The sequence below is a fragment of the Citrobacter sp. Cpo061 genome (assembly GCF_030332845.1).
GTDB lineage: Bacteria > Pseudomonadota > Gammaproteobacteria > Enterobacterales > Enterobacteriaceae > Citrobacter > Citrobacter portucalensis.
Genome location: NZ_JAOWHB010000036.1, coordinates 239,544 through 260,517 on the forward strand (window position 1 = coordinate 239,544; position 20,974 = coordinate 260,517).

Genomic DNA, 20,974 nt, shown 5'->3' on the forward strand with positions numbered 1-20,974 from the left:
CTCCTTATACGATCAATGAACTATTGCCATTGTTGCTGGCAAGGGTAGTGGGCATTTCCAGATAAAAGTCACCAATATTCACGGTGGTCGAATTGACGCCCACCAATGTGATGGTATCTGTACCGATAGTCACAATGGTGTTGCCATTGTTTCCGGTGATAGACACGCTGCTGGCAAAATTGCCCGCGTTGATACCTAACAAGACGAGATCAAGGAAGTCCTGCCCGCCGTTGGGGTTACTGTCAAAACCGGTAATTCGGTCCTGCCCAAAGTTGGCGCCAAAGGCGAAGATATCGCTCCCGGCACCACCGTCCAGAATGTCGTTACCTTCCTGACCATTAAGAATATCGTCCCCGCTACCGCCGGAAAGGGTATCCGCGCCCGCACCGCCAATCATGACGTCGTTACCAACTCCGCCTTGCAGGTTATCAGCGCCATCTCCGCCATCGAGGAAGTCATTCCCGATACCACCAAACAACTGGTCGTTACCGCCCATGCCGAACAGATAGTCGTTACCGGTCCCTCCCGTAATGGTGTTCGCAATGGCATTACCGGTACCGATAAAACTACCGCTGCCGGTAAATACCAGCTCTTCCACGTTATCGGTGAGGTCGTAGCTGCTGAGGTTGGTTCGGACAACGTCCGTGCCACCATTCACACCTTCAATAACTACATCACCGAAATCATCAACGATGTAGGTATCATCGCCCGTGCCGCCGGTCATACTGTCGGCACCAAGCCCGCCATCAAGCGTGTCATTACCGGCATCACCTTGCAGAATATCTTGCCCCGCCTGACCAGAGAGGTTGTCGTTTCCCGCACCGCCAATGAGCAGATCGTCACCTGCACCGCCGAGTAAGGTGTCATTACCGCCTTCACCGCGTAGGATATCGCTCCAGGCAGTACCGACGAGGGTGTTAGCCCCGTTGGTACCTACAATCAGATCGCCCACGGGCTGGGTGGTGGTCGACGTCAGGACAACAGGGGGGTTGCCTTCATCGTCGACGACGGTAACGACCACCTGCAACGTTCTGCCAACCATAGCCTGACCCGGCGTATAGGTGGCGGAAGTCGCACCGTTAATGTTGACGAATCCGGTTGGCGAACTCATTCTCCATTGATAAGTGAAATTACCGCCGCTCAGACCATCGGCGTCAGCAATGCCTGAAACCACTGCGGTCAGCGTCAGGCTTTCAGTTGGGGTGAGGTCGTTAATTACCGGCACACCGGTCGTGGCCTGATTTCGCGGTAGGATCGCCTGAGTTTGTGCCGACACAAGGGTTTCAGCGTCACCCATGCGGTCGTTAAAGCTGGCTACCACACGCAGCGGTGCGCCCTGAATAGTGCCAGGCACTCTGAACTCAACGCCGGTTGCCTGATCTCGCCATTGGCCGTTGACGAATGCCTGCCAGGTCATGGTGATGGCCACATCCGCCGCCAGCCCGTTACCATCCAGCAAGTTCGCCACGTTGACGCGCAGCAGGTCGCCCACCGAAGGGTTAGGGTTACTGATGGTAAGATCGCCCGTCGCTTGTTGCCCCGTCACCCACAGCTGCTTCCCATCGCCAAACTCGAGCTTTTCGATGTTCAACAGGCGATCGATGCCATCATTCAGGTTCAGCGCGGCATCCGGCGTGGCGTGATCGACGCGCAGGCTACCGTCCGCCATACGGGTAAAGACATAGTTGCTGCTGACATCACGGTACACCGCGACGTCAGTTTCCGTGCCGTTACCTTCATGCAGGATTTCTCGCACAATCGACAGCTGATTCGGTTTCAGCGTGCCGGCCAGCATGTACGATTTCAGTTCAGCCATACCTTCGGCGCTGGTGAGTCCTGCCATACCCGTAACGGCAATACGCACGTTGAGCCATGCATCACCATCAATGATATCGTTTCCGGCTTTACCCATAATGCGGTCGCTACCGCCACCGCCGAGTAAAATATCGCTACCATCATCAGGATTCAGGAGCACCGCGTCCGGATTTGTAGAACGCTCTACGCCGAGAATAGCCTGTAAACCGGTGATCCGATCCGCACCTTCCTGGGTCAGGTTGTTAGAGAGGGGAACGCCCTGAACAGGCGCAGTACCTATCGGCTGTTCTGTCCCGGTCAGGATATCGTCGTATTTCCAGCCCGACAGCCCTTCAACAAGATCAAAACGGTCGCGTAGAATAAACTCCTGCTGGTTGACGAAAATAGGGATCCCAAGGTCAGAGTTAGCGCCATTTGGGTCGCCTTTATGGATAGCCCAGTCGAAACCGGCCATGCCATTATTGCGCTGGATCCCCGCGCCCTGAACCATGATGTCGTCACCGGCTTCGCCATCGTAGTCGGTGTCGTTACCCTGACCGTTGAGGACATCGTGACCGATAATGGTACTGTTGAAGAACAACTCGGAGTTGTCACCCGCCAGCGTGTCAAACCCGTCACCGCCTTCCAGCCAGTCATCGCCTTCGTTGCCCATCAGGAAATCACCACCCGAGCCGCCAAGCGCAAAGTCGTTATCCTGACCCGAGAAGACCTCCTGCGCATCTTCGCCGACCACCACGAAGTCGCTACCACTGCCACCAAAGACCAGATCGTTTCCGTTACCGGAGAAGATAACGTCATGTCCGGCATCACCGTGCAGGAAGTCCGCATCACCAACAGGCGTACCGGTATCGGTAATAATGTCATCACCGTCACCGCCATGGACCACGTCTGCTTCGTCGCCGCCGTCCAGTCGGTCATCTCCGCCATCACCCCACAGACTGTCGATCCCTTTACCGCCGATTAACGTATCATTGCCTGCCGTCCCTCCAAGCACCACATGCCCATCGCCGGTATATTTCAGATACCCGCCATCGGCAAAACTATCGCCGTCAACATCCACACCTGGGTCGCGACGCACCAACAACGGCGAGAGCAGATCCTTCAGCGGATTACCCCATTTCGGGTCGATTTCCGTTTGCAGCACGCGGTTCACTTCAAAAATATGGTCCGGTGTCTGGAACAGATTTGCGGGCAGGTGGGAGGATCCCTCATCACCAAGATCGCTGTTACGCATTACTAGTGCGGAAAACGAGTTGGCCTCCAGTTCATTGAGCAAGTTCAATCCCTGAACGCGGCTCAGATAGTAGAAACGATCGCCGTCCTGAAGCATTTCCATTTGTGTTTCAAAGACGAAGTTGAAGGTTGAGCCGAGCATGCCGCCAAATTCATTTTTGCGCTCTGCCAGCCCGCCAATCCAGAAATCGACCATATTCAGGCCGGTCTCTTTGGTTGCCCACGCTCCGGTACTGTTAAAGAAATCCATCGCATCCGCAGGCGGGGCATTGTTAGCATCACCAAACAACAGGAAGTTTACCGCTGCACGCTTACCTTCAAGGCTGGTGGCATTGAGGATCAGCTCATGCTGACCATAGGCGGCCATAAAGTTAATGATTGAAGCGGGATTTTTCAGGTAGGTAGTGAAGTCAGCCCAACTGGTATAAGGCTTCAGTTGACTATCACCGCTTAATGCAAAAAACTGCTCGCGGGCCTGGTTCAGCGTCGGCATTGCGGTGTCACGGCCACGGGCTATATTAAGCGCGCCTAAATCGAGGGGCAGGCCGATGAGATTATTACGCAGAGCATCGGTAATAAATTCATCAATTTCGTTACCCACCTGACGCGTCATACCACGCACAATTGCGCCAATAGCCTGATCGTCCGTGACGGTGGCCCCGTTGATTTGATTAAATGCTACCGGATTCAGGAATGCTGAAATCAGGTCAATATCACCGCTTTGCATATCAATGTCGGTGCGCGCCACGGTTTCTGTCAGCATTGAATGCCCGAAACGGTAAACCACATGCGCAAACTCGGCAAAGATCATCGGGTTTATATCCGCCGTGTTGGAGAAGACAAACGGATCGACGGCAGGTTGTACGGTGCGCGCAAACTCCTCGAATACGAGGTGCTGATATTGCATTTCCGTGGAGAAACGACCTGCCTGGAATAGGTACTCACCGTTCCATACCAGCGTACTGGTATCGGCAGGTAATTCCGTGATTTGATGATTGGGCATCAACCACTGATTAATGAGGTCGATATCACCGGTTTCCAGCAGTGTTGTTTTATATTGCTCAACCAGACGGTTATGCTCGCTGTGAAAAACGGCGTGCACCGCGGTTAAACCTATATTTTCGTTCCCACGCCCGTCACCGGTAATAAAGTGACGATCGAGCAGTTCGTTATCATAGGTTCCTGCCGGTTGCGCTCCTTCGCCCCCAATCGCAGTGTCATCATCTGCCAGCAGACCCGCTTTTGGCGCGGCAGTATGCGCAATATCATCAAGAAACGCATGGCCGGTGCGGAATGTTCCCTCAGGCAACAGACCGCCGTTGGCTTCAACCAGTCCCCCGGTGGTAACAATCATTACCTTTCCATTTTCACTTAAAATCAAATTACCATAGCGATCCGTAGCCAGCAGGGGAACATTAAACACATCCTGATCGGTGAGTTTAATGCCAAGCAGAGTTTCAGCCTGGTTTTTAACGTCGGCCCAGGTCGCCAGTCCACCGTTCGCACCGCCTAATAAATTCCCGGTAGGCTCAGGTTTCCCATCAATAATGACGTATTCGCGGATGAAAATCTGATGTGAAGGATGGGAGGTGTAGGTTTGGTTTTGGTCGATGAAGGGGGTAGTCAGGTTTACTGTCTCTCGATTTTCATCCACCGTTGCCCGGGTTAATAGCATAAAGTTTGTTGACGACCCTTCCACATATAAAGGGTCATCCGGCTGTAGCGGAATGAAAACGATACCGTTGCCTCCTTTGGGAATCAAATCCAGACCGTGGTCAAAAAACTGGCCAAAGAAGGTCATCCAGCCGTTAAAAGCAGGGGAGAGACCGATATCGGGAGACTGGTTAGGAATGGATAACGTTTCTCCGTCTCCTGTAATAGTCCCCCCGCCGGGAGCATCTTTTAACGCGTTAAATACCTCCAGTGCGGCTGGGTTAGATGCCGTTTGATCGGAAATTAAGTTACTAATAATACGTGGGTCGGCATCAATAACGGTGCCACCAATTTGGATATAACTGGTCATTTGGTCCGCATCTTGCCAGTTTAACGCGGTTAATCTCGGCATTGTCTGGTCGGCAGAGCCATATAACTCCTGACCCGGTAGAAGATTATTCCATGAACCATCTACCGTGCGAAGTCCATAAGGTAATAGCGGGCTGGAAACTAATTCTCTAAGCAATTCAGCATTAACGCTACCATCTGGGTTAGTTGCCGCTTCGGATATTTTGATCTGCTTAAGAATAAAAGCAAGATCGTGCAGGGTGACAGTAAAGTCATATTGTGAGGCCATAAGTCATTACCCCTATCTTTACCTGTATTAGCTATCATCACTCTTTTCTTCTGCTTACAAAGAATGACAGAAGAATGAGTCGTTTCAGATACCTGATTGTTATTGCATGATTGAAAGTCCATATTTTAAAAATGATGTATCCATGACCAGATTAGCGTTATTCTCCTGAGGGTTAGTTAGCACAATAAGATATTCACCTCACTTATATATTAGGTTTTAGAGGTTAATGATCATCGTGTCCCATTGAAATCACAGACATATTTGAGACGCGAAGTTTTGAGAAGACAAGGTCTCCTCAAGGCTGTAAAGGTTTTACTTTTTAAAACGCATATTACAGTTATGTGATGATCATAACTATGGTTTTTCCGTTGGCGACTTCACTCATACTTTTTTATGAAAAGATTAAATTTTCATTTCTTTACATTAGAATTTATGTCAAATCACTTATTAAGAAGAGTTCTCATTAAGTCGGCTTTTAAGATGTCGTTGTGTTGAATTATAAAATTTAATATTGGATAAAATTTAACACGACATCATTCCTGATGCCTGATTATGCTATTAGCATAAATCAATACCGTGTGATAGCTGACCCTACATTTAGTAAAGAACGACCTCTCCAAACAGGTAATACAATGAAAAAAAATATAATTTTTCTCTCCGGGATGATCTTTTCATCGGTCGGTCACGCCAGTGCGCTCTATTTCTATGAAATCGGAACGGAGGATACCGCACTGGCTGGTGCAGGGCAGGCCGCTCGTGCTCAGGATGCCTCTACGCTGTTAACAAACCCGGCGGGGATGACTCGTTTACCTGACCATATGGTCACCGGAGGATTACAGGCGATGGGCGGAGATATTCCCTATACGCTGAATAATACGACAGATGGCAGACAAAGCCCCGGTAATGTAATGACGCTTTTCCCCAATGCCAGCATGTTTTATACGCAACGGCTGAGTGATACCGTTTCTGCCGGTTTGGGTTTGTACGGTAACTATGGGTTAGGTATCGACTTCGGCAACTGGGCAGGGGCTCGGTTAATTAAACAAAGTACCATGGTTGCGATGACGCTGAGTCCCGCCGTTGCATGGAAACTAAGTGATAAGGTGTCGGTTGGCGCAGCTGCAGGGCTAAACTATGGTTTTCTGTCGCTAAGCAGAGATGTCGATGGCCACGATGAGAAACAAAGCGATCATGACTGGGCGATGAATTACCACCTTGGGTTATTAATGGACATAACTGACAATACTCGGACGGGTGTAACCTGGACCAGCAAGACTGATTATCATTTTAATATAGACGGGACAGCGCGTTTTCCCAATATACCTAATATTGGATATGATCTGCCGATCTCCACGCAGGTCCGTGCTCCGCAGCAGGTGATGTTTAGTCTGGTTCACGATATCAACTGTCAATGGTCAGTGATGGGCGATCTTGGCTGGCAGGACTGGAGTCAGTTTGGCAGCCCGCAGATTACAATAAATGGTCAGCAAAGCGATCGTGATAATCGTCTGAAAGATACATGGCATACAGCGTTGGGCGTGCAATATCATCCCGATGAGCAGTGGCGCATTAATGCCGGTATTGCGTATGACAGTTCACCGTACAAATCGCAAAGTGATGTAGCGCTTTCGATGCCAACCGGCGATGAATGGCGACTTGCCACCGGTGCACAGTACCAGATTACGCCAGCCAGCAATATTGGCGTTGCCGTTGAGTATTTGCACATGCAGTCGTCCAACGTCAAATCTGATATCTTTGCAGGCCAGTATAAGAACCCGTGGTTATGGTTTGCCAGTGTCAACTACAGCTATCAATTCTAGCGCCGTTATTCCCGATTAAATATCTCACGCATTGTTAATAGTCACCATAGCGGATTATCTATCCGACAGTGTCTGGTAACCGTCTGCTGGTGGTCGTATCACACACGCTCGTTTAAATAAAAACAAATTTGTACTTTTATTATTGAGCTATTTATGGTTTTAATATGAATCTGTACTACCTTCATGGAATATAGGTAAAAGCATATTGTTTTCAATCTAAATAATACAGGTTTGATTATGCAAATTTCACCTCCGGTACGCCCAGAACAAAGCATACAACGTTTAATGCAAGCACTTGAACCGATTGCAGAAAAGATGAAGGTTGTGCCGCGGCGGCGTATCATGTGGAAATACAAGAATAAGCCTCAACTCTACCTTTTTTTGCAAGGGGAGCTGTCCATTTTACGTTCTTCTGATGGTCTGTTAATCGTGACCGTCTATGAACCCCATCTGTTCGGTATTGCCGAAATGATCCAACCGGTACACGGCCATTTATTGCGCGCTGAAGCTGAATCAACCTTATTACGCGTCGATGCCGATAAAGCACGAGAACTCTTTCATCAACAAGGCTTGTGGGAAGATGCGGCGGCAGTGCTTTCATATCATACGGGTTATCTCTTTTATCGTGATGATTTAGTCGTACAGCAGCGTACTTATTCAGTGATACGTAACCACCTCGAAGAGATGATTTTGTTGCCGGAAGAGACGCGCAAGCGAGTTTCTATTTTGGATTATATTCAGGATCGGACCCACTTATCGCGCAGCAGTGTTTTAAATGTTGTATCTGCGTTAAAAAAAGGAGGGTATATTGATTTTGAACGCGGAGGGTATCTTACTTCCATCAATAAATTGCCTGAGCGATTTTAAATAAACCCACAAACAAGTTACAAATCGATTATCTAACTTTAATATTCTATTGTAGTAGCATGCCATATATCAATCGTAAAAAAACCTCCTCATCATTCTCTGAGGAGGACTTCTTGTTATTCAATAAGAGAGTTCACGGACTGATTAATGCTTAACAGTCCTGTTTGATTATGCTCCTTATAATAAAAATTGTTCATTTGCTGCATTTGTTCGAGCTTGGTTAAAGAAGCATAAACCTGGTATGCCTGGCTATGAACGTCAAACATCTCTCTTGGCTTAACCTCATGAAGATATTCGTTTTTTAACGAACTCACGACGTTTTCAATTTGCTGTTTATTATCCTGATATAAGGACAGGGATGCCGAGTCACTACTTGATTTTGACTCGGGTTGTGCCTGAACAACAGGGATCACCATTTTATTGATCTTAACAACTTTCTCTGGGGGAGAAGTATTACAGCCAGAAAGTATCCCAGTGATGAGAAGTAGATAGAGAGTGCGCATATATAGTGTTCTAAAGACAATGGATGCCAGCCATTATCTTTTTATACAGTCAGGTGTCTACAGCTATTTTGTTTAAATAAAAACAAAAGGAAATTTAAAAATAAATGTCATTGCATTACATTGTTTCAGAAGACCATGTTAGCCTACGAGCATTAGATCATAGAAACCTGATAAATACAGTATTAAGGAAGCTTCTCAGCAATCAGAGCAGCAGGGTTTCTTTCTTCTTGATAATATATTATTAGCGAGGATTTATGAAACTTAATAAACTAGTAAGTTATCTGGCTTTGGCTGGTGTGTGTTCAACATCATTAATATCACTACCTGTATTGGCACAGGAAGGGGCAAAAGATGCGACTGCTCAGACCAAAAGTGCGAATGACGCCTTATATGGTCAATTGCCATTCACTGATAAAACCGATTTTATGAACGCTCATAAAGGTTTTATTGCTCCGCTTCCCAATGAATTGATTAAAGGGAAGCAGGGAAATGTTGTCTGGGACCCTCAGCAATATGCCTTTATCAAAGAGGGCGAAAAAGCCCCCGACACGGTTAATCCAAGCCTGTGGCGTCAGTCGCAGTTGATCAATATTGGCGGCTTGTTCCAGGTCACCGATGGCGTGTATCAAATCCGTAATCTTGATCTCTCGAATATGACAATTATGGAAGGGAAAGAGGGTATTACGGTCATTGATCCGCTTGTCTCGGCAGAAACCGCGAAAGTGGGAATGGACCTTTATTATAAGAATCGCGGTAAAAGACCCGTTGTTGCCGTCATTTATACGCACAGCCATGTTGACCACTACGGTGGCGTCCGCGGCGTGATTGATGAAGCGGATGTGAAGTCCGGTAAAGTGAAGGTATATGCACCGGCTGGTTTTATGAAGGAAGCTGTATCTGAAAATATTATGGCAGGTAACGCCATGAGTCGCCGAGCCAGTTACATGTATGGCAATCTGTTGAAACCGGATGCAAAAGGTCAGGTCGGTGCGGGTCTGGGAACGACAACCTCCGCCGGTACGGTGACGCTGATTGAACCCACTAACTATATTACCCACACCGGGCAAAAAGAAGTTATCGACGGTCTAACCTATGATTTCATGATGGCGCCGGGATCGGAAGCACCTTCTGAAATGCTGTGGTATGTAGAAGAGAAGGGAATGATCGAAGCTGCAGAGGATGTCACCCATACGCTGCATAACACTTATTCATTACGTGGCGCGAAGATCCGCGATCCGCTGGCATGGTCAAAATATATCAATGACGTTATTGGCCGCTGGGGTGGAAAGGCAAACATTATTATTGCTCAGCATCACTGGCCGACCTGGGGTAATGAAAATGTGGTGAAGTTAATGAAAAGTCAGCGTGATATGTACCGTTACATCAACGATCAGACGCTGCGCATGGCTAACCAGGGGCTGACCCGTGACGAAATCGCCGCTAACTTCAAACTGCCGTCTGGCCTGGAAAAATCATGGGCCAGCCGTGGATACTATGGTTCTGTCAGCCATGATGTGAAAGCAACGTATGTCTTTTACCTCGGCTGGTTCAATGGTAATCCGGCAACACTGAATGAATTACCGCCCGTTGATGCCGCGAAGAAATATGTCGATTATATGGGCGGCGCCGATGCAATCATGCAAAAAGCGAAAACGGATTACGCCCAGGGCAATTACCGTTGGGTGGCGCAAGTCACTAACAATATCGTTTTTGCTGATCCGAGCAATAAAGAAGCCCGTAATCTGGAAGCCGATGCCCTTGAACAAATGGGTTACCAGGCTGAGTCCGGTCCATGGCGTAATTTTTATCTGACTGGTGCACAAGAATTACGCAACGGTGTGGTGAAAGGCGCGACGCCAAATACCGCCAGCCCGGATACCGTTAAAGCCATGTCACCTGAGATGTTCTTTGATTATCTCGCGGTACATATTAACGGAGAAAAAGCGGCAAATGCGCAGGCAGTCTTCAACGTCGATTTAGGTGCTGACGGCGGTAAATACAAACTGGAACTGGAAAACGGTGTTCTTAACCATAGCGCTGATGCACAGGCCAGCAACGCTGATGCCTCCATTACGCTTAACCGTGCAACGTTGAACAAAATTATTCTCAAGGAAGAATCGCTGAAACAGGCAGAAGAGAAGGGTGATGTACAAATTTCCGGCAATCATGCCAAGCTTGATGAGTTCCTCGGGTATTTAGATAGCTTTGATTTCTGGTTTAACATGGTAACTCCTTAACTGTAGAGACAAACCATGCCATAACCCGCCAGCACTGGCGGGTTTTTTATTGTTGCTTATCAGAGTATTGAGTTGTACGAGACTGTATAGCAGTTGCTATACATAAGCCTTATGGTATGCTTGTAAAGCAATTGCTATACAAGAGGCTTAATAATGAAATCAGATGTCCAGCTCAACCTTAGAGCTAAAGAATCCCAACGCGCACTTATTGATGCGGCCGCAGAGATTCTACATAAATCGCGTACAGACTTTATTCTGGAAATGGCCTGCCAGGCGGCAGAGAACGTTATTCTCGATCGCCGAGTGTTTAATTTTAATGATGAACAATACGCTGAGTTTATCGAGATGCTTGATGCTCCGGTTGCCGAAGATCCCGCTATCAGGAAGCTACTGGCAAGGAAACCACAGTGGGATTTGTAACCGCACCTGAGCCACTAACTCACATTCATCAATTGGCGGAATTTGTCAGCGGAGAAATTGTTCTCGATGATTGGTTAAAGCAAAAAGGGCTAAAAAATCAGGCTCTCGGCGCAGCCAGGACGTTTGTTGTCTGCAAAACAGACACGCGAAAAGTCGCTGGCTTTTATTCACTGGCCACTGGTAGCGTCAACCACACAGAAGCAACAGGCAATCTTCGGCGTAACATGCCAGATCCAATCCCCGTAATTATCCTTGCCAGATTGGCCGTAGATCTTTCTGTTCGTGGAAAAGGGTTAGGGGCCGATCTGCTTTACGATGCGGTACTGCGGTGTTACAAAGTGGCAGAAAATATTGGCGTGCGTGCCGTTATGGTGCATGCGCTCACAGACGAAGCTAAACGTTTTTATCTTCACCACGGATTCAAAGCATCTCAACTGCAGGAAAGAACTCTGTTTCTCAGGCTTTCATGATTGTAATGAGCAGAGGAGGTCAATGGCCAAACGTGGGCCACATGGGGACTTAACTGAGTACGTATCAAATTGCATTTAACTATTCTGGGTTTGAGGGAAATACATAATTTAATTTATAATAAAAAACTTTGCAACCCACTGTAATTAAATAATTTTTTCTCATCGAGCAATCAAAGCATGCACTTATGAACTAAGTTTTGGTTCATAACTGTGCAAGTAGCTGAACACAAATCATACGAATTTTCTACCATTGTTTCATGAACTGGTTTTTCTGATTTTGTGATGAACATCAGGTTTTAGTATTCAGTTATTATACCTTTTAGTTGGTAACCGAATGCGTACTGAAAAATCCAATAAAATTCCTTAAATATGCGAGCGTGATAATGGCACTGACCCCGGCTCAAATACGCTACCTCAATCAATGTGAACCAGGCGAACCTGTGTCACATGCATTGTCCGAGCTACTATTCAATGATCATGATCTACTCAGTATTGATGCTAACGAACGGTCCATTACCTTTCGCTTTGCGATGTACCTCCAGCTATCTTTCCCCGGTTGGAATGTAGATTGCGAATATAACCGGGATGGTGTAGAACCTAAACGGCTCAGACATTTGGAGCTTTATCCAGACAGCGAAGACGTTGAAGCAAAGACAGTATTTCCTGATGTGATCGTGCATCGGCGAGGTACACAACAGAATCATCTGGTCTTAGAATTTAAAAAATCAACGAGTCGCGTCGATAGACGAATCGATCTACTGAAACTTCAAGGTTATAAGCAGCAGCTTGGCTACGATCACGCTTTGTTTGTGGAGGTCGGTACTGAGGGACAATCGATTATCACGGCGCTCGAGTGGGTCTGAAAGGTGATAAAAAGGTAATTTATGATACGTATTCCATTATTCAACTCTCAGCACCTTGAGGCCGCTTGTCGCGTTCTTGCTGATACCGAACGTGGCTTGAGTGGGGCGCAGATCGAGCGACTCCTACAAGAAATCAAAGTTGCCGACACATCGCCAAGCATGACAAAATGGAAACGGCTGTATAATGCGCTCGTAGGTGCGCAGAACCAATATCAGGTCGGCAACCATCTCATAATGTTCATTAACCGTGCGATGAATCCGGTAAATTACGCTCGTGATCCAGCAGTATTTACCTGGAGGCGTGATGAACTCAATGTTGTCCTAGCTTTTTCCGGCTTTTATGTCCGCGAAGATGGTAAGGTCACGAACGCTACTAAAGCAACAACACTCGATTCAGCCAGAGCCCGCGCCGGGCGACTTAAGGCTGCACTCGAAAACCGTGCTGTGCATGCAGAAGTTTTGAACTATTGTCGTGCAGAACTTCTGGACGAAAACTATTTTCATGCCGTCTTCGAGGCGACGAAAGGGGTTGCGGAACGTATTCGTCAGTTGTCTGGGTTGAGCGGCGATGGTGCTGACTTGGTGAACAAGGTATTTACCGGACAACAACCAGTTCTGACCTTGGGACCGCTCACTACCGACTCAGAAAAGAGTGAACAAAAAGGTTTTGCGAACCTACTCATTGGTCTATTCGGCGCTGTGCGCAATCCACTGGCCCATTCGCCTAAGAAGAATTGGCCCATGTCTGAATTGGATGCGCTGGACATCCTTACGTTGGTTTCGCTTATTCATCGCAAGCTGGATGGCACACAGAAAAAAATATAGCCATATTATTGGGGAGTTGCATGAGCTACGCGGACTGCCGAGTTTATCAGGAGGCCACAGCTGAAGTATTTCGACGTCTTGGATGTAATGCTTTGGTTGATTATCGAGCCAAAGGTGTTCGAGCGACCCATGATATTGACGTCTACGCGACCTTCCTTCGATCGGGTATCCTCTGTACTTGGGTAATCGAATGCAAATTGTGGAAAACTCGCGTTCCTAAGGAAAAGGTGCTTGCTCTCAAGAGCCTCATTGATGACCTTGGTGCCGATCGAGGAATCATGGTCAGTGAGGTTGGTTTCCAACCTGGAGCACAGGATGCGGCACGAGGGTCGAACATCACTCTGGTCACATCCTTGGATGATTTTGCCAAGACTGCACAGGCAGCAACATCAGAAGCCTCTCTTATTCTAGACAGTAGTGATGATGGAGCCCCGATTTATAAATTTCCAAGCCGCTCTGAACCACATGACATTCTCCTGCATAACAACTTCCTGATAACTGCAAATTGGGCTGGATGCAGCATTTCAATCGTTAATCCATCATCCAAATCAATCATACGTACCATCGACCTGGATAAATATGAGTCGATCTCCCCGCAAAACGGTGAAAGAGAGATTTTGAGCCATCCTCCTGGTAGCTTAGTTATTGCAGATGGCCGTTTGTTTGTCGGCCAGGTTTTTTCGGACTTTGTGCTCGTTATTGATTTGGCTACGCATGCTATCGTTAAAAGAATAGTGTTACCTGGGGGCGGTAACGGACAATTAGCAGTGTCACAAAACGAAAAAGAAATCTATTTCGCAAGCAATCGAGTCAACCAGTTCTACATCATTGACAGTGCCACATACGTTGTAAAGACAGTAGCATATCCCGAAGGTGGCCGAGGCTGCATGTCGCTGCTACGACATCCGACACTGCCATTAATTTACATTGGCATTCAACGCGGCGGACGCAGCCACGGGCTGAGTTATCCACATGCTAACTGCTATTTAGCTATCTACGACTTGAGTCGTCAAAAATATACGGCGGATGTCCAGCTCGCCGAGATAAGCAATGGTCGTGCAGATGATTCAACCCCTGCATGTCTAACATATGACGATCTCTACAATCGCATCTATGTCGGCATGTTCCAGTCCAAGCGTGGCATCTGTGTAATAGAGCCGGAATCAGGGGAGCTAATTCAAGAAATTCGCTTTGCCTCAAATGATAATAATAATTTTTTCGCATGGGCAGACCCGTTATCGCAAACGGTGAGTGGAAACTTACTGTTATCGGTCAATCGAAACAATCATGAGCTTGTAGCGTTAGATCGTGCTTCACTTCAAATAAAAAAAATTCTATTTGTTGGTGAAGCGCTTAACGGCCCGAGAGCTGTTTTGGTGTGGGGAGATAATGCTGTTGTCAGCTACCCAAGTCGAAATGGATTACTTTTCATTCCACTTGGAACTCTGAAATAATAAAATCTACTCCTGATGCTTGACTAGTCACGTTCTTGAGGATGTGGTTAAAGCGAAGGCGATGACTGTTCCTTAAAATACTTACAAAGTGGCTTGTGCAATGGACTTTATTGACAAACAGATTCTCCCGCCAAAGTCGTGGGAGAAATTCGAAGATTTGACTCGTGCATTGTTTGCCGCAGTGTGGAGGTCTCCCCTTACGCAAAAAAATGGTCGGTCTGGGCAAAAACAGCACGGTGTTGATGTCTATGGAACGCCACAGGCAACACCCGGCATAAATTTTGGTGTGCAATGCAAAGGGAAGAACGGAGGTTATGGGGCCAAGGCGACTATCGTGGAGTTCGATACGGAACTCATCAAGGCCGAAAATTTTAAACCACAGCTTGGACACTGGACCTTTGCTACTACAGCGCCTAATGATGCGCGACTTCAAGAACATGCCCGACTAGTGTCAGAACAACGCGTGAAGGAAGGAAAATTTCCCGTAGTTGCTATTGGATGGGACACGATTCAAGCGCTGCTATCCACTCATCAGGAAGTGATTGAAGAAATCTATCCCGAACATGCAAGCGATCTGCATAAAATCATGGCAGCTCTGCGCGCGTTACCAAGTTCCGAGGAGCTCGATCAGATCCGGCGGAGCCTCATTGTGTTCGCACCAAGATCATCAGTACTCAATATTGAAGCATCAGTTTGGTCTGAGGTTAAGTTCGAAAAGCCTCGTGATCTTGGACCTGCTCTAATGGGTCGTCCACTCGGGCCTGCAGATGTCGCTGCTTGTCCCATTCTTCCGGAGGTAGCTCTACTGACTGCAGACCTGGAGCGCGCAGGAACAGCTCGACTTGCGGGGGTACCGGGAGCTGGGAAATCAATCTCAATTCTTCAAGTGGCGCTTCAAATGTATTGTCGCGGCTGGCGTGTCCTAAGATTAGCCGACCCAATTGGAAAGATACCTTCTTTTGATGAGAGTCTGAAACCGACACTCTACATCGTTGATGATGCTCACCTGACTCGCCCAGCATTGCTTCGTGAGTTGGAAGAACAGGCCACTGCATCGCGATGGGTATTAAGTGCGTACACGATTTCCGAAGATAAGAGCGGCTTTCCAGGCGCCATCCATCTTGATGCTAAGCGAGCGGTTCGGGTTATTGCGAATGGTTTTCTGGCTTCCCGCGAAGCAACACTTGCCGCTGTTCGTCAAGCCGATGATCGCATCGGCGATCGGCCTGGAGATGAGCAGTTCGATCTACGCCTTGAGCAAGCAGCGGAGAAAGCGCTTTATCCCTGGCAATTCTGTTTCATCCTTGGAGGAGGATGGCGGCGAGCGAATGCAATGGCAAGTTCTGCGCGCGCAGCAGGCGCTGACGTGGTTCTTGCAGCTGCTGCAATTCGACAGCTGGCATCACGTGATGCGCACTGTTCACGCGAAATGTTGTTGCGGTTAGTCGGGGACGAGTTGTCGAATTCTGATGGAAATGCTGCGATTGATTGGCTTGTAGCGCAACGATTTTTACTGAGTTTCAACGACCTTCGCTGTCCACACCAGCGTCTTGCTATTGTACTCCTGGCACGTATTCTCGACGGACAGACAGCCGAAGAGCGTCAGAAAATTGCAGTTATGCTCAGAACAGTTCTGACCGACATTCAGATGCCTCTCAGTGGCCTAAGTGTTCTACTTAGCGAACTTTCGTTAGCTGGCGAATTTGGGATGTGGCGAAGGCTTGTACAGCCGGCATGGCTTACTCCCGCTTTAGAACGCTGCTGGGTAGCGACAGAACCACTTGATATTCGGCATGCTTGCTGGTTACTGAATAATTTGCATAGCTATCTGCCCGATGAGATGGAAACGATTGCCGATCATAGTGAGACTCTTGCAGAGTGGATACAGGCGGCGCCGGAAGGTGCATGCTATGCGATTGGCCGCGTGCTTAATCATGTACTTAATACTAATCGGGCACTTGGTGAAAACATCGTCATGCTAGTTGAGCCACGCGCATTAGCAAAGGCGATCAGTGCTGCTGCCCCGTTGCATGCGGGTGAGATTGCCGATCTGCTTTCGATGATAGGTGCTTGTAGAGATGATATGTGGAAGGCACGCTATCTCGAACACATTGATCACGATGCGTGCCTTCGCATTGTGTCACAGTGGCCGCAGGATGCCTACCTATCGGTCGTTGCCGATTTTTGCGAACATTTCTGCTACGTCGAATCAGAGTTCGGGTTCACTTTGATCGAAGCACTTATCCCGGCCATCGCCGATCGACTGCGTGCCGCTCCGCAAGAGTCTTTCCACGAACTAAACGATATCGTGTGGAACGCGTTGCGGCTCTACGATCCGCTTAACATCTATGTTGGCAAGTTGGCACCGTCCCGAAGAATGCGGCAGGTGGGGCGAAAAATCTGCCGTTGCTGGTCGCCTAAGGATCTCGCGCTCTCTTTGTCGCGCAGTACGCAACGAAACTTCCAAGCTGCCGCAGGGCTTCTTAGCTTCATGCATAAGGCCTCGCCAAAGCAGTTCGAGGAGACGGTATTAGCACTCAATTGGAGCGAGATCGACCAAGCGATAGGCTCGGATTGGGCGGAAAATATCGGCGATGCGAGAATGCTGCTCGGAGTTGCGCACATCGTACCAGCAGCGAGACTCGCAATTCAGGAGATGATTGCGCGCAATGAGCCGCGTATCGTCAACATGTCGACGCATCTCGCAGCCATCGCGCCGGCTAGCGCGTTACGTCATATAGCCGCGGGCAGACGCATTGCACTCAGCCATTGGGGTCATGTCGATTGGCAACTGGGAGCATTAGTTTTGGCGAGGATTGCTCAGTCGGAGCCAACACTGGTTTCTACATTTCTTGAACCGCACTACAGTGGGCTAGCAGAGGCGTTATCTCAGCCCAGCCCCACTTTTTACAATGAGGCTCTGATGTTTCTTTGTCTCCTCGTGCAAGTCCAGCCTTCAGGCTTAATTCGAGTGCTGGATCAAATTGATGTAAACAGGGCAACACTGGGGTGGCGTAATGCACTTCGCGGGCAGGATAATAGTCGTGAGCCTGGCGCAAAGGCTCAGGTTCGGCAGGTTGCGTCTTTGCTAGTCCATCATGCGATGGATCGTAGTGATGCATTGGGAGAGTTAGCCCGCCGACTGCGACGTGACTTTCCCCGTCAATCTATACCTTTAGCAAAGACTATTGAGTTCATTGATTTAAGCGAGCCGATTGAATGAACATGCATTAGCAGCTGCCGGATCGTATTGGTGTAATCAGGCAAACTGGAAGAAGGTAGCGAGGTGATTACCTTACTTAACGCTATTCTCAAAAAGATAAGACTCGAATTTGAGTTCACTATGATTTACTGATAAAACGAAGATATTATAAAACCATTGCATTTAAGGATGAAGTAAATGAAAGAGACTTACATTTTTAGGTTCCGTGATCTAGGAAAAAGTGAAGGATTTACCATCGAACAGCATAACCAAATTGCTCGTGAGGAAGGGGATGTTTGGTGGGGATGGTGGGCAAAATCTGGTGAGGTGTTTCCATCACAAGAACTAAGAATTGCTGCCGAAAATCTCACCAAAATATATTTTTTTGATTCAGGGCGACTAAAGTTCTATAGGGCCGAATTAAAAGAAGTCTGCTCCTCAGCTGCTGGGGATAGCAAGAAGAAGGCTCCTGATAATGGTAGAAAAACACCAAGGTATTATAATGAAGATGAGTTGTTAGGTTGGTTAAAAGTTTCTGAAATTTGTGAAATTCATGATAATGATGATGTTCTCAAAACCTTATCCTATATTCCATTAGATTCATTATTCACCACCTCAAAGGATTTAGATGAACAGCTTTTCAATAAAGTTGTTTTTTCAGTAACTGAATTAAAAGAACAAGATAGAACAATTTGGAAGGTGAGACCTGCTATTGATTCTGATCTTCAGCATGAATTATTAGCATCCCATTATATTCCTTATAATTTCAACCAAAAATATAGCCAAAAAAAAGGGGAGTTTATAATTTGGCTTTCAGATATTCATTTCGATAACGGAAAAGGCAAGCATGCGTTTCCAGCGCAAGATAATGATCAACAGAAATGTTTATCTTCTCGTGTAGTAGAGTTGGCAGACAAATATAGCAATGGAAATAAATGTGCCGGATTGGCTATTTCAGGTGATTTGACTTGGCAATCACAGGTTGAGGGATTTGAGCTGGCTTCGAAATTCATCAAAGATGTTAGTTCTTCTCTTAGCCTTACACCGGATGATATAATTATTTGCCCAGGGAATCATGATGTTGGTTTGGTTTCTAAAGAAGAATATTTTGAAATAATGGGAAAGCCTACTACTGATACTCCATGGGCAACTCTAGCAGAAAACTATCATAAAGGAAGCAAAGAAAACTATATAAAATTTTATAAAGATGTTTTCCAAAGAAAACCTGAAGAAGATCTCTCGCAAGGAAGAAAATTTTTATTGGGAGGGCACAAAGTAGTTGAAGTGGCGGCCTTGAACTCATGTGTTTTACAACAAGTTAAAGATTCATTTTTGGGTATGGGGTTTATCGGTGAGAAACAACTCAGTAACGTTGCGGAATCTATGGGATGGATGAACAAAAGTGGGGAGTATATATCTAAAAAAAGGGGGGTCACAAGAATTGCTATGCTCCATCATCACCTAACTTCAATTAATGAGGCCGAAGATGCCTATTTGGATTCAAAATATAGTGTTACACTAGATGCGGAGAGATTGTTGCGTTGGGTGGTGAAACATAAAGTTGACTATATTCTTCATGGGCATATGCATAGAAGTAGTTGTATTACAATAAAAAAAATACTATCTCCATTAGAACCAGTCTCGGCTTCAAATCCTGAACATACTTTTCAAATTATTTCTTTGGGAAGTTCAGGGGTTGCTAGTTCAGAATTGCCAAATCAAGATTGTGCTAACTATGCATGTATAATGGATTTTTCTGGTGAAAAGCTAGCGTTCAAATTTTTCAAGCTCGATAGACAGAACGGAGCAAATGAAACGGCAACCTATGCTATTGAAGGTTTATCATGAAATTACTTATCACCGATTTGGATAATACACTGTACGATTGGGTAAGTTTTTATTCCCAATCATTTAGTGCTATGGCTGAGGAACTATCAAAGGAGATAAATGTTCCTTTAGATATACTTTTGTCCGAGTATAAGGTCATTCATCAGAGGTTTGGTAATTCTGAAAAACCGTTTGCTACTCTAGAGTTGCCATCTGTTATTTCTTATTTTGGGACCAATGATAAGATTTTATTACAAAAAAAACTCACGCGAGTATTTTCGGCTTTTAGCTCAAAGCGCAATCATACATTGAAATTATACCCTACTGTCAGGGATACTTTAAATATTTTAAGGGAGCGTGGTGTTAAGATTGTCGGTCATACTGAATCTTTAGAATATAATTCTTTGTATCGCCTTTATAAGCTTGATGTCATTGATTTTTTTGATCACCTTTACACAATTGAAGACAATCACAATCTCCACCCCAATCCTAAAAACGCAAAAGTTATTTCAGTAAAAGATGATTTTATTATAAGGTTATCTAGTGCTGAATCTAAGCCTAACCCAAAACTCCTGGAGCACATTTGTCTCACTGAAAATGTAGATATTAAAGATGCGGTATATGTTGGTGACTCTATTACTAAAGATATATCAATGGCAAAGTCTATTGGAATGAAAGCTGTTTGGGCTCGCTATGGTCGTCAGTTTGCTCCCGAGCTATGGGAAATTTTAGTGAAAATAACACACTGGACTGATAAAGATGTTGAAAGAGAAGAGCAACTGAAGGAATCATTTTCAAGAGTTAAACCGGATTATTCAATTAATAGTTTTGCAGAAATTTTGGATCTGAAGTGATTTTCATTATGGTTCCAAGATCTTAAAGGATTTTGGAACCACTTTATACTGGCTTTATTATCACAAAAGTGATTGGCCTGCCCCCCATTTTATAAGATATCTCAATTTTCGAAAGGCACCATAATCTGAATCGACACTTCTTAGTTTCAGGAGTATCTCCTACCAGTAAAATCGCAGCAAGGATTGATAGGGGCCTGAGAGATATTCATCCCTGATTTTGTGTAGCTCAACAGCCAGTCCAATGTATGGCACAGTTTAATTCACGTCACCGATTCTATATGTATAGGATTTCCT

13 protein-coding genes are annotated in these 20,974 nt (G+C 46.5%); 11 read left to right on the forward strand and 2 right to left on the reverse strand.

Annotation, left to right across the window (positions count from 1 at the left end; translation table 11 throughout):
- Window positions 1-4 precede the first annotated feature (4 nt).
- On the reverse strand, window positions 5-5,338 hold the full coding sequence (locus tag OGX97_RS07195; RefSeq protein ID WP_286592102.1) for a peroxidase family protein: 5,334 nt from the start codon (window positions 5,336-5,338) through the stop codon (window positions 5-7).
- Window positions 5,339-5,970: 632 nt separating this feature from the next.
- Here OGX97_RS07195 and OGX97_RS07200 point away from each other — a divergent pair.
- Both OGX97_RS07200 and OGX97_RS07205 read left to right on the forward strand, forming a co-directional pair.
- Window positions 5,971-7,158: an OmpP1/FadL family transporter gene (locus OGX97_RS07200; protein WP_032943450.1), complete on the forward strand. Its 1,188-nt coding sequence runs from the start codon at window positions 5,971-5,973 to the stop codon at window positions 7,156-7,158.
- A 237-nt stretch (window positions 7,159-7,395) separates the two neighbouring features.
- The gene (locus tag OGX97_RS07205) at window positions 7,396-8,025 is read left to right on the forward strand and encodes a winged helix-turn-helix transcriptional regulator (RefSeq protein WP_008784772.1); all 630 of its coding nucleotides are present in this window, start codon (window positions 7,396-7,398) and stop codon (window positions 8,023-8,025) included.
- A gap of 116 nt (window positions 8,026-8,141) precedes the next feature.
- Here OGX97_RS07205 and OGX97_RS07210 read toward each other — a convergent pair whose 3' ends face one another.
- Window positions 8,142-8,528 (reverse strand): hypothetical protein, encoded by a 387-nt coding sequence (locus OGX97_RS07210; RefSeq protein ID WP_008784771.1) that lies wholly within the window; start codon window positions 8,526-8,528, stop codon window positions 8,142-8,144.
- Between the two features lie 254 nt (window positions 8,529-8,782).
- Here OGX97_RS07210 and OGX97_RS07215 point away from each other — a divergent pair, with 254 nt between their 5' ends.
- The 9 genes from OGX97_RS07215 to OGX97_RS07255 all read left to right on the forward strand — a co-directional run bounded on the left by OGX97_RS07215 (window position 8,783) and on the right by OGX97_RS07255 (window position 20,680).
- Complete coding sequence (locus OGX97_RS07215) at window positions 8,783-10,765, forward strand: alkyl/aryl-sulfatase (RefSeq protein WP_079934036.1); 1,983 nt, start codon at window positions 8,783-8,785, stop codon at window positions 10,763-10,765.
- 153 nt (window positions 10,766-10,918) lie between these two features.
- Window positions 10,919-11,185, forward strand: coding sequence for a type II toxin-antitoxin system TacA family antitoxin (locus OGX97_RS07220; RefSeq protein WP_008784769.1), 267 nt, complete (start codon window positions 10,919-10,921; stop codon window positions 11,183-11,185).
- Window positions 11,173-11,655, forward strand: a complete 483-nt coding sequence (locus OGX97_RS07225) for a GNAT family N-acetyltransferase (RefSeq protein ID WP_234102858.1) — start codon at window positions 11,173-11,175, stop codon at window positions 11,653-11,655. Before OGX97_RS07220 ends, OGX97_RS07225 begins: the two co-directional genes overlap by 13 nt.
- Window positions 11,656-12,038: 383 nt before the next feature.
- Window positions 12,039-12,518: a hypothetical protein gene (locus OGX97_RS07230; RefSeq protein ID WP_001542736.1), complete on the forward strand. Its 480-nt coding sequence runs from the start codon at window positions 12,039-12,041 to the stop codon at window positions 12,516-12,518.
- Window positions 12,519-12,539: 21 nt separating this feature from the next.
- Window positions 12,540-13,343, forward strand: coding sequence for a TIGR02391 family protein (locus OGX97_RS07235; protein WP_286592106.1), 804 nt, complete (start codon window positions 12,540-12,542; stop codon window positions 13,341-13,343).
- A 20-nt stretch (window positions 13,344-13,363) separates the two neighbouring features.
- Complete coding sequence (locus OGX97_RS07240; protein WP_286592108.1) at window positions 13,364-14,797, forward strand: restriction endonuclease; 1,434 nt, start codon at window positions 13,364-13,366, stop codon at window positions 14,795-14,797.
- Window positions 14,798-14,897: 100 nt separating this feature from the next.
- Window positions 14,898-18,020: a hypothetical protein gene (locus tag OGX97_RS07245; RefSeq protein ID WP_286592110.1), complete on the forward strand. Its 3,123-nt coding sequence runs from the start codon at window positions 14,898-14,900 to the stop codon at window positions 18,018-18,020.
- Between the two features lie 177 nt (window positions 18,021-18,197).
- Window positions 18,198-19,847 carry a metallophosphoesterase family protein gene (locus OGX97_RS07250; protein WP_286592111.1) on the forward strand — a complete coding sequence of 550 codons (1,650 nt, stop codon included), beginning with the start codon at window positions 18,198-18,200 and terminating at the stop codon, window positions 19,845-19,847.
- A complete protein-coding gene (locus OGX97_RS07255) occupies window positions 19,844-20,680 on the forward strand; it encodes an HAD family hydrolase (RefSeq protein ID WP_224394088.1) in 837 nt (278 codons plus the stop codon). Before OGX97_RS07250 ends, OGX97_RS07255 begins: the two co-directional genes overlap by 4 nt.
- Window positions 20,681-20,974: the final 294 nt, after the last annotated feature.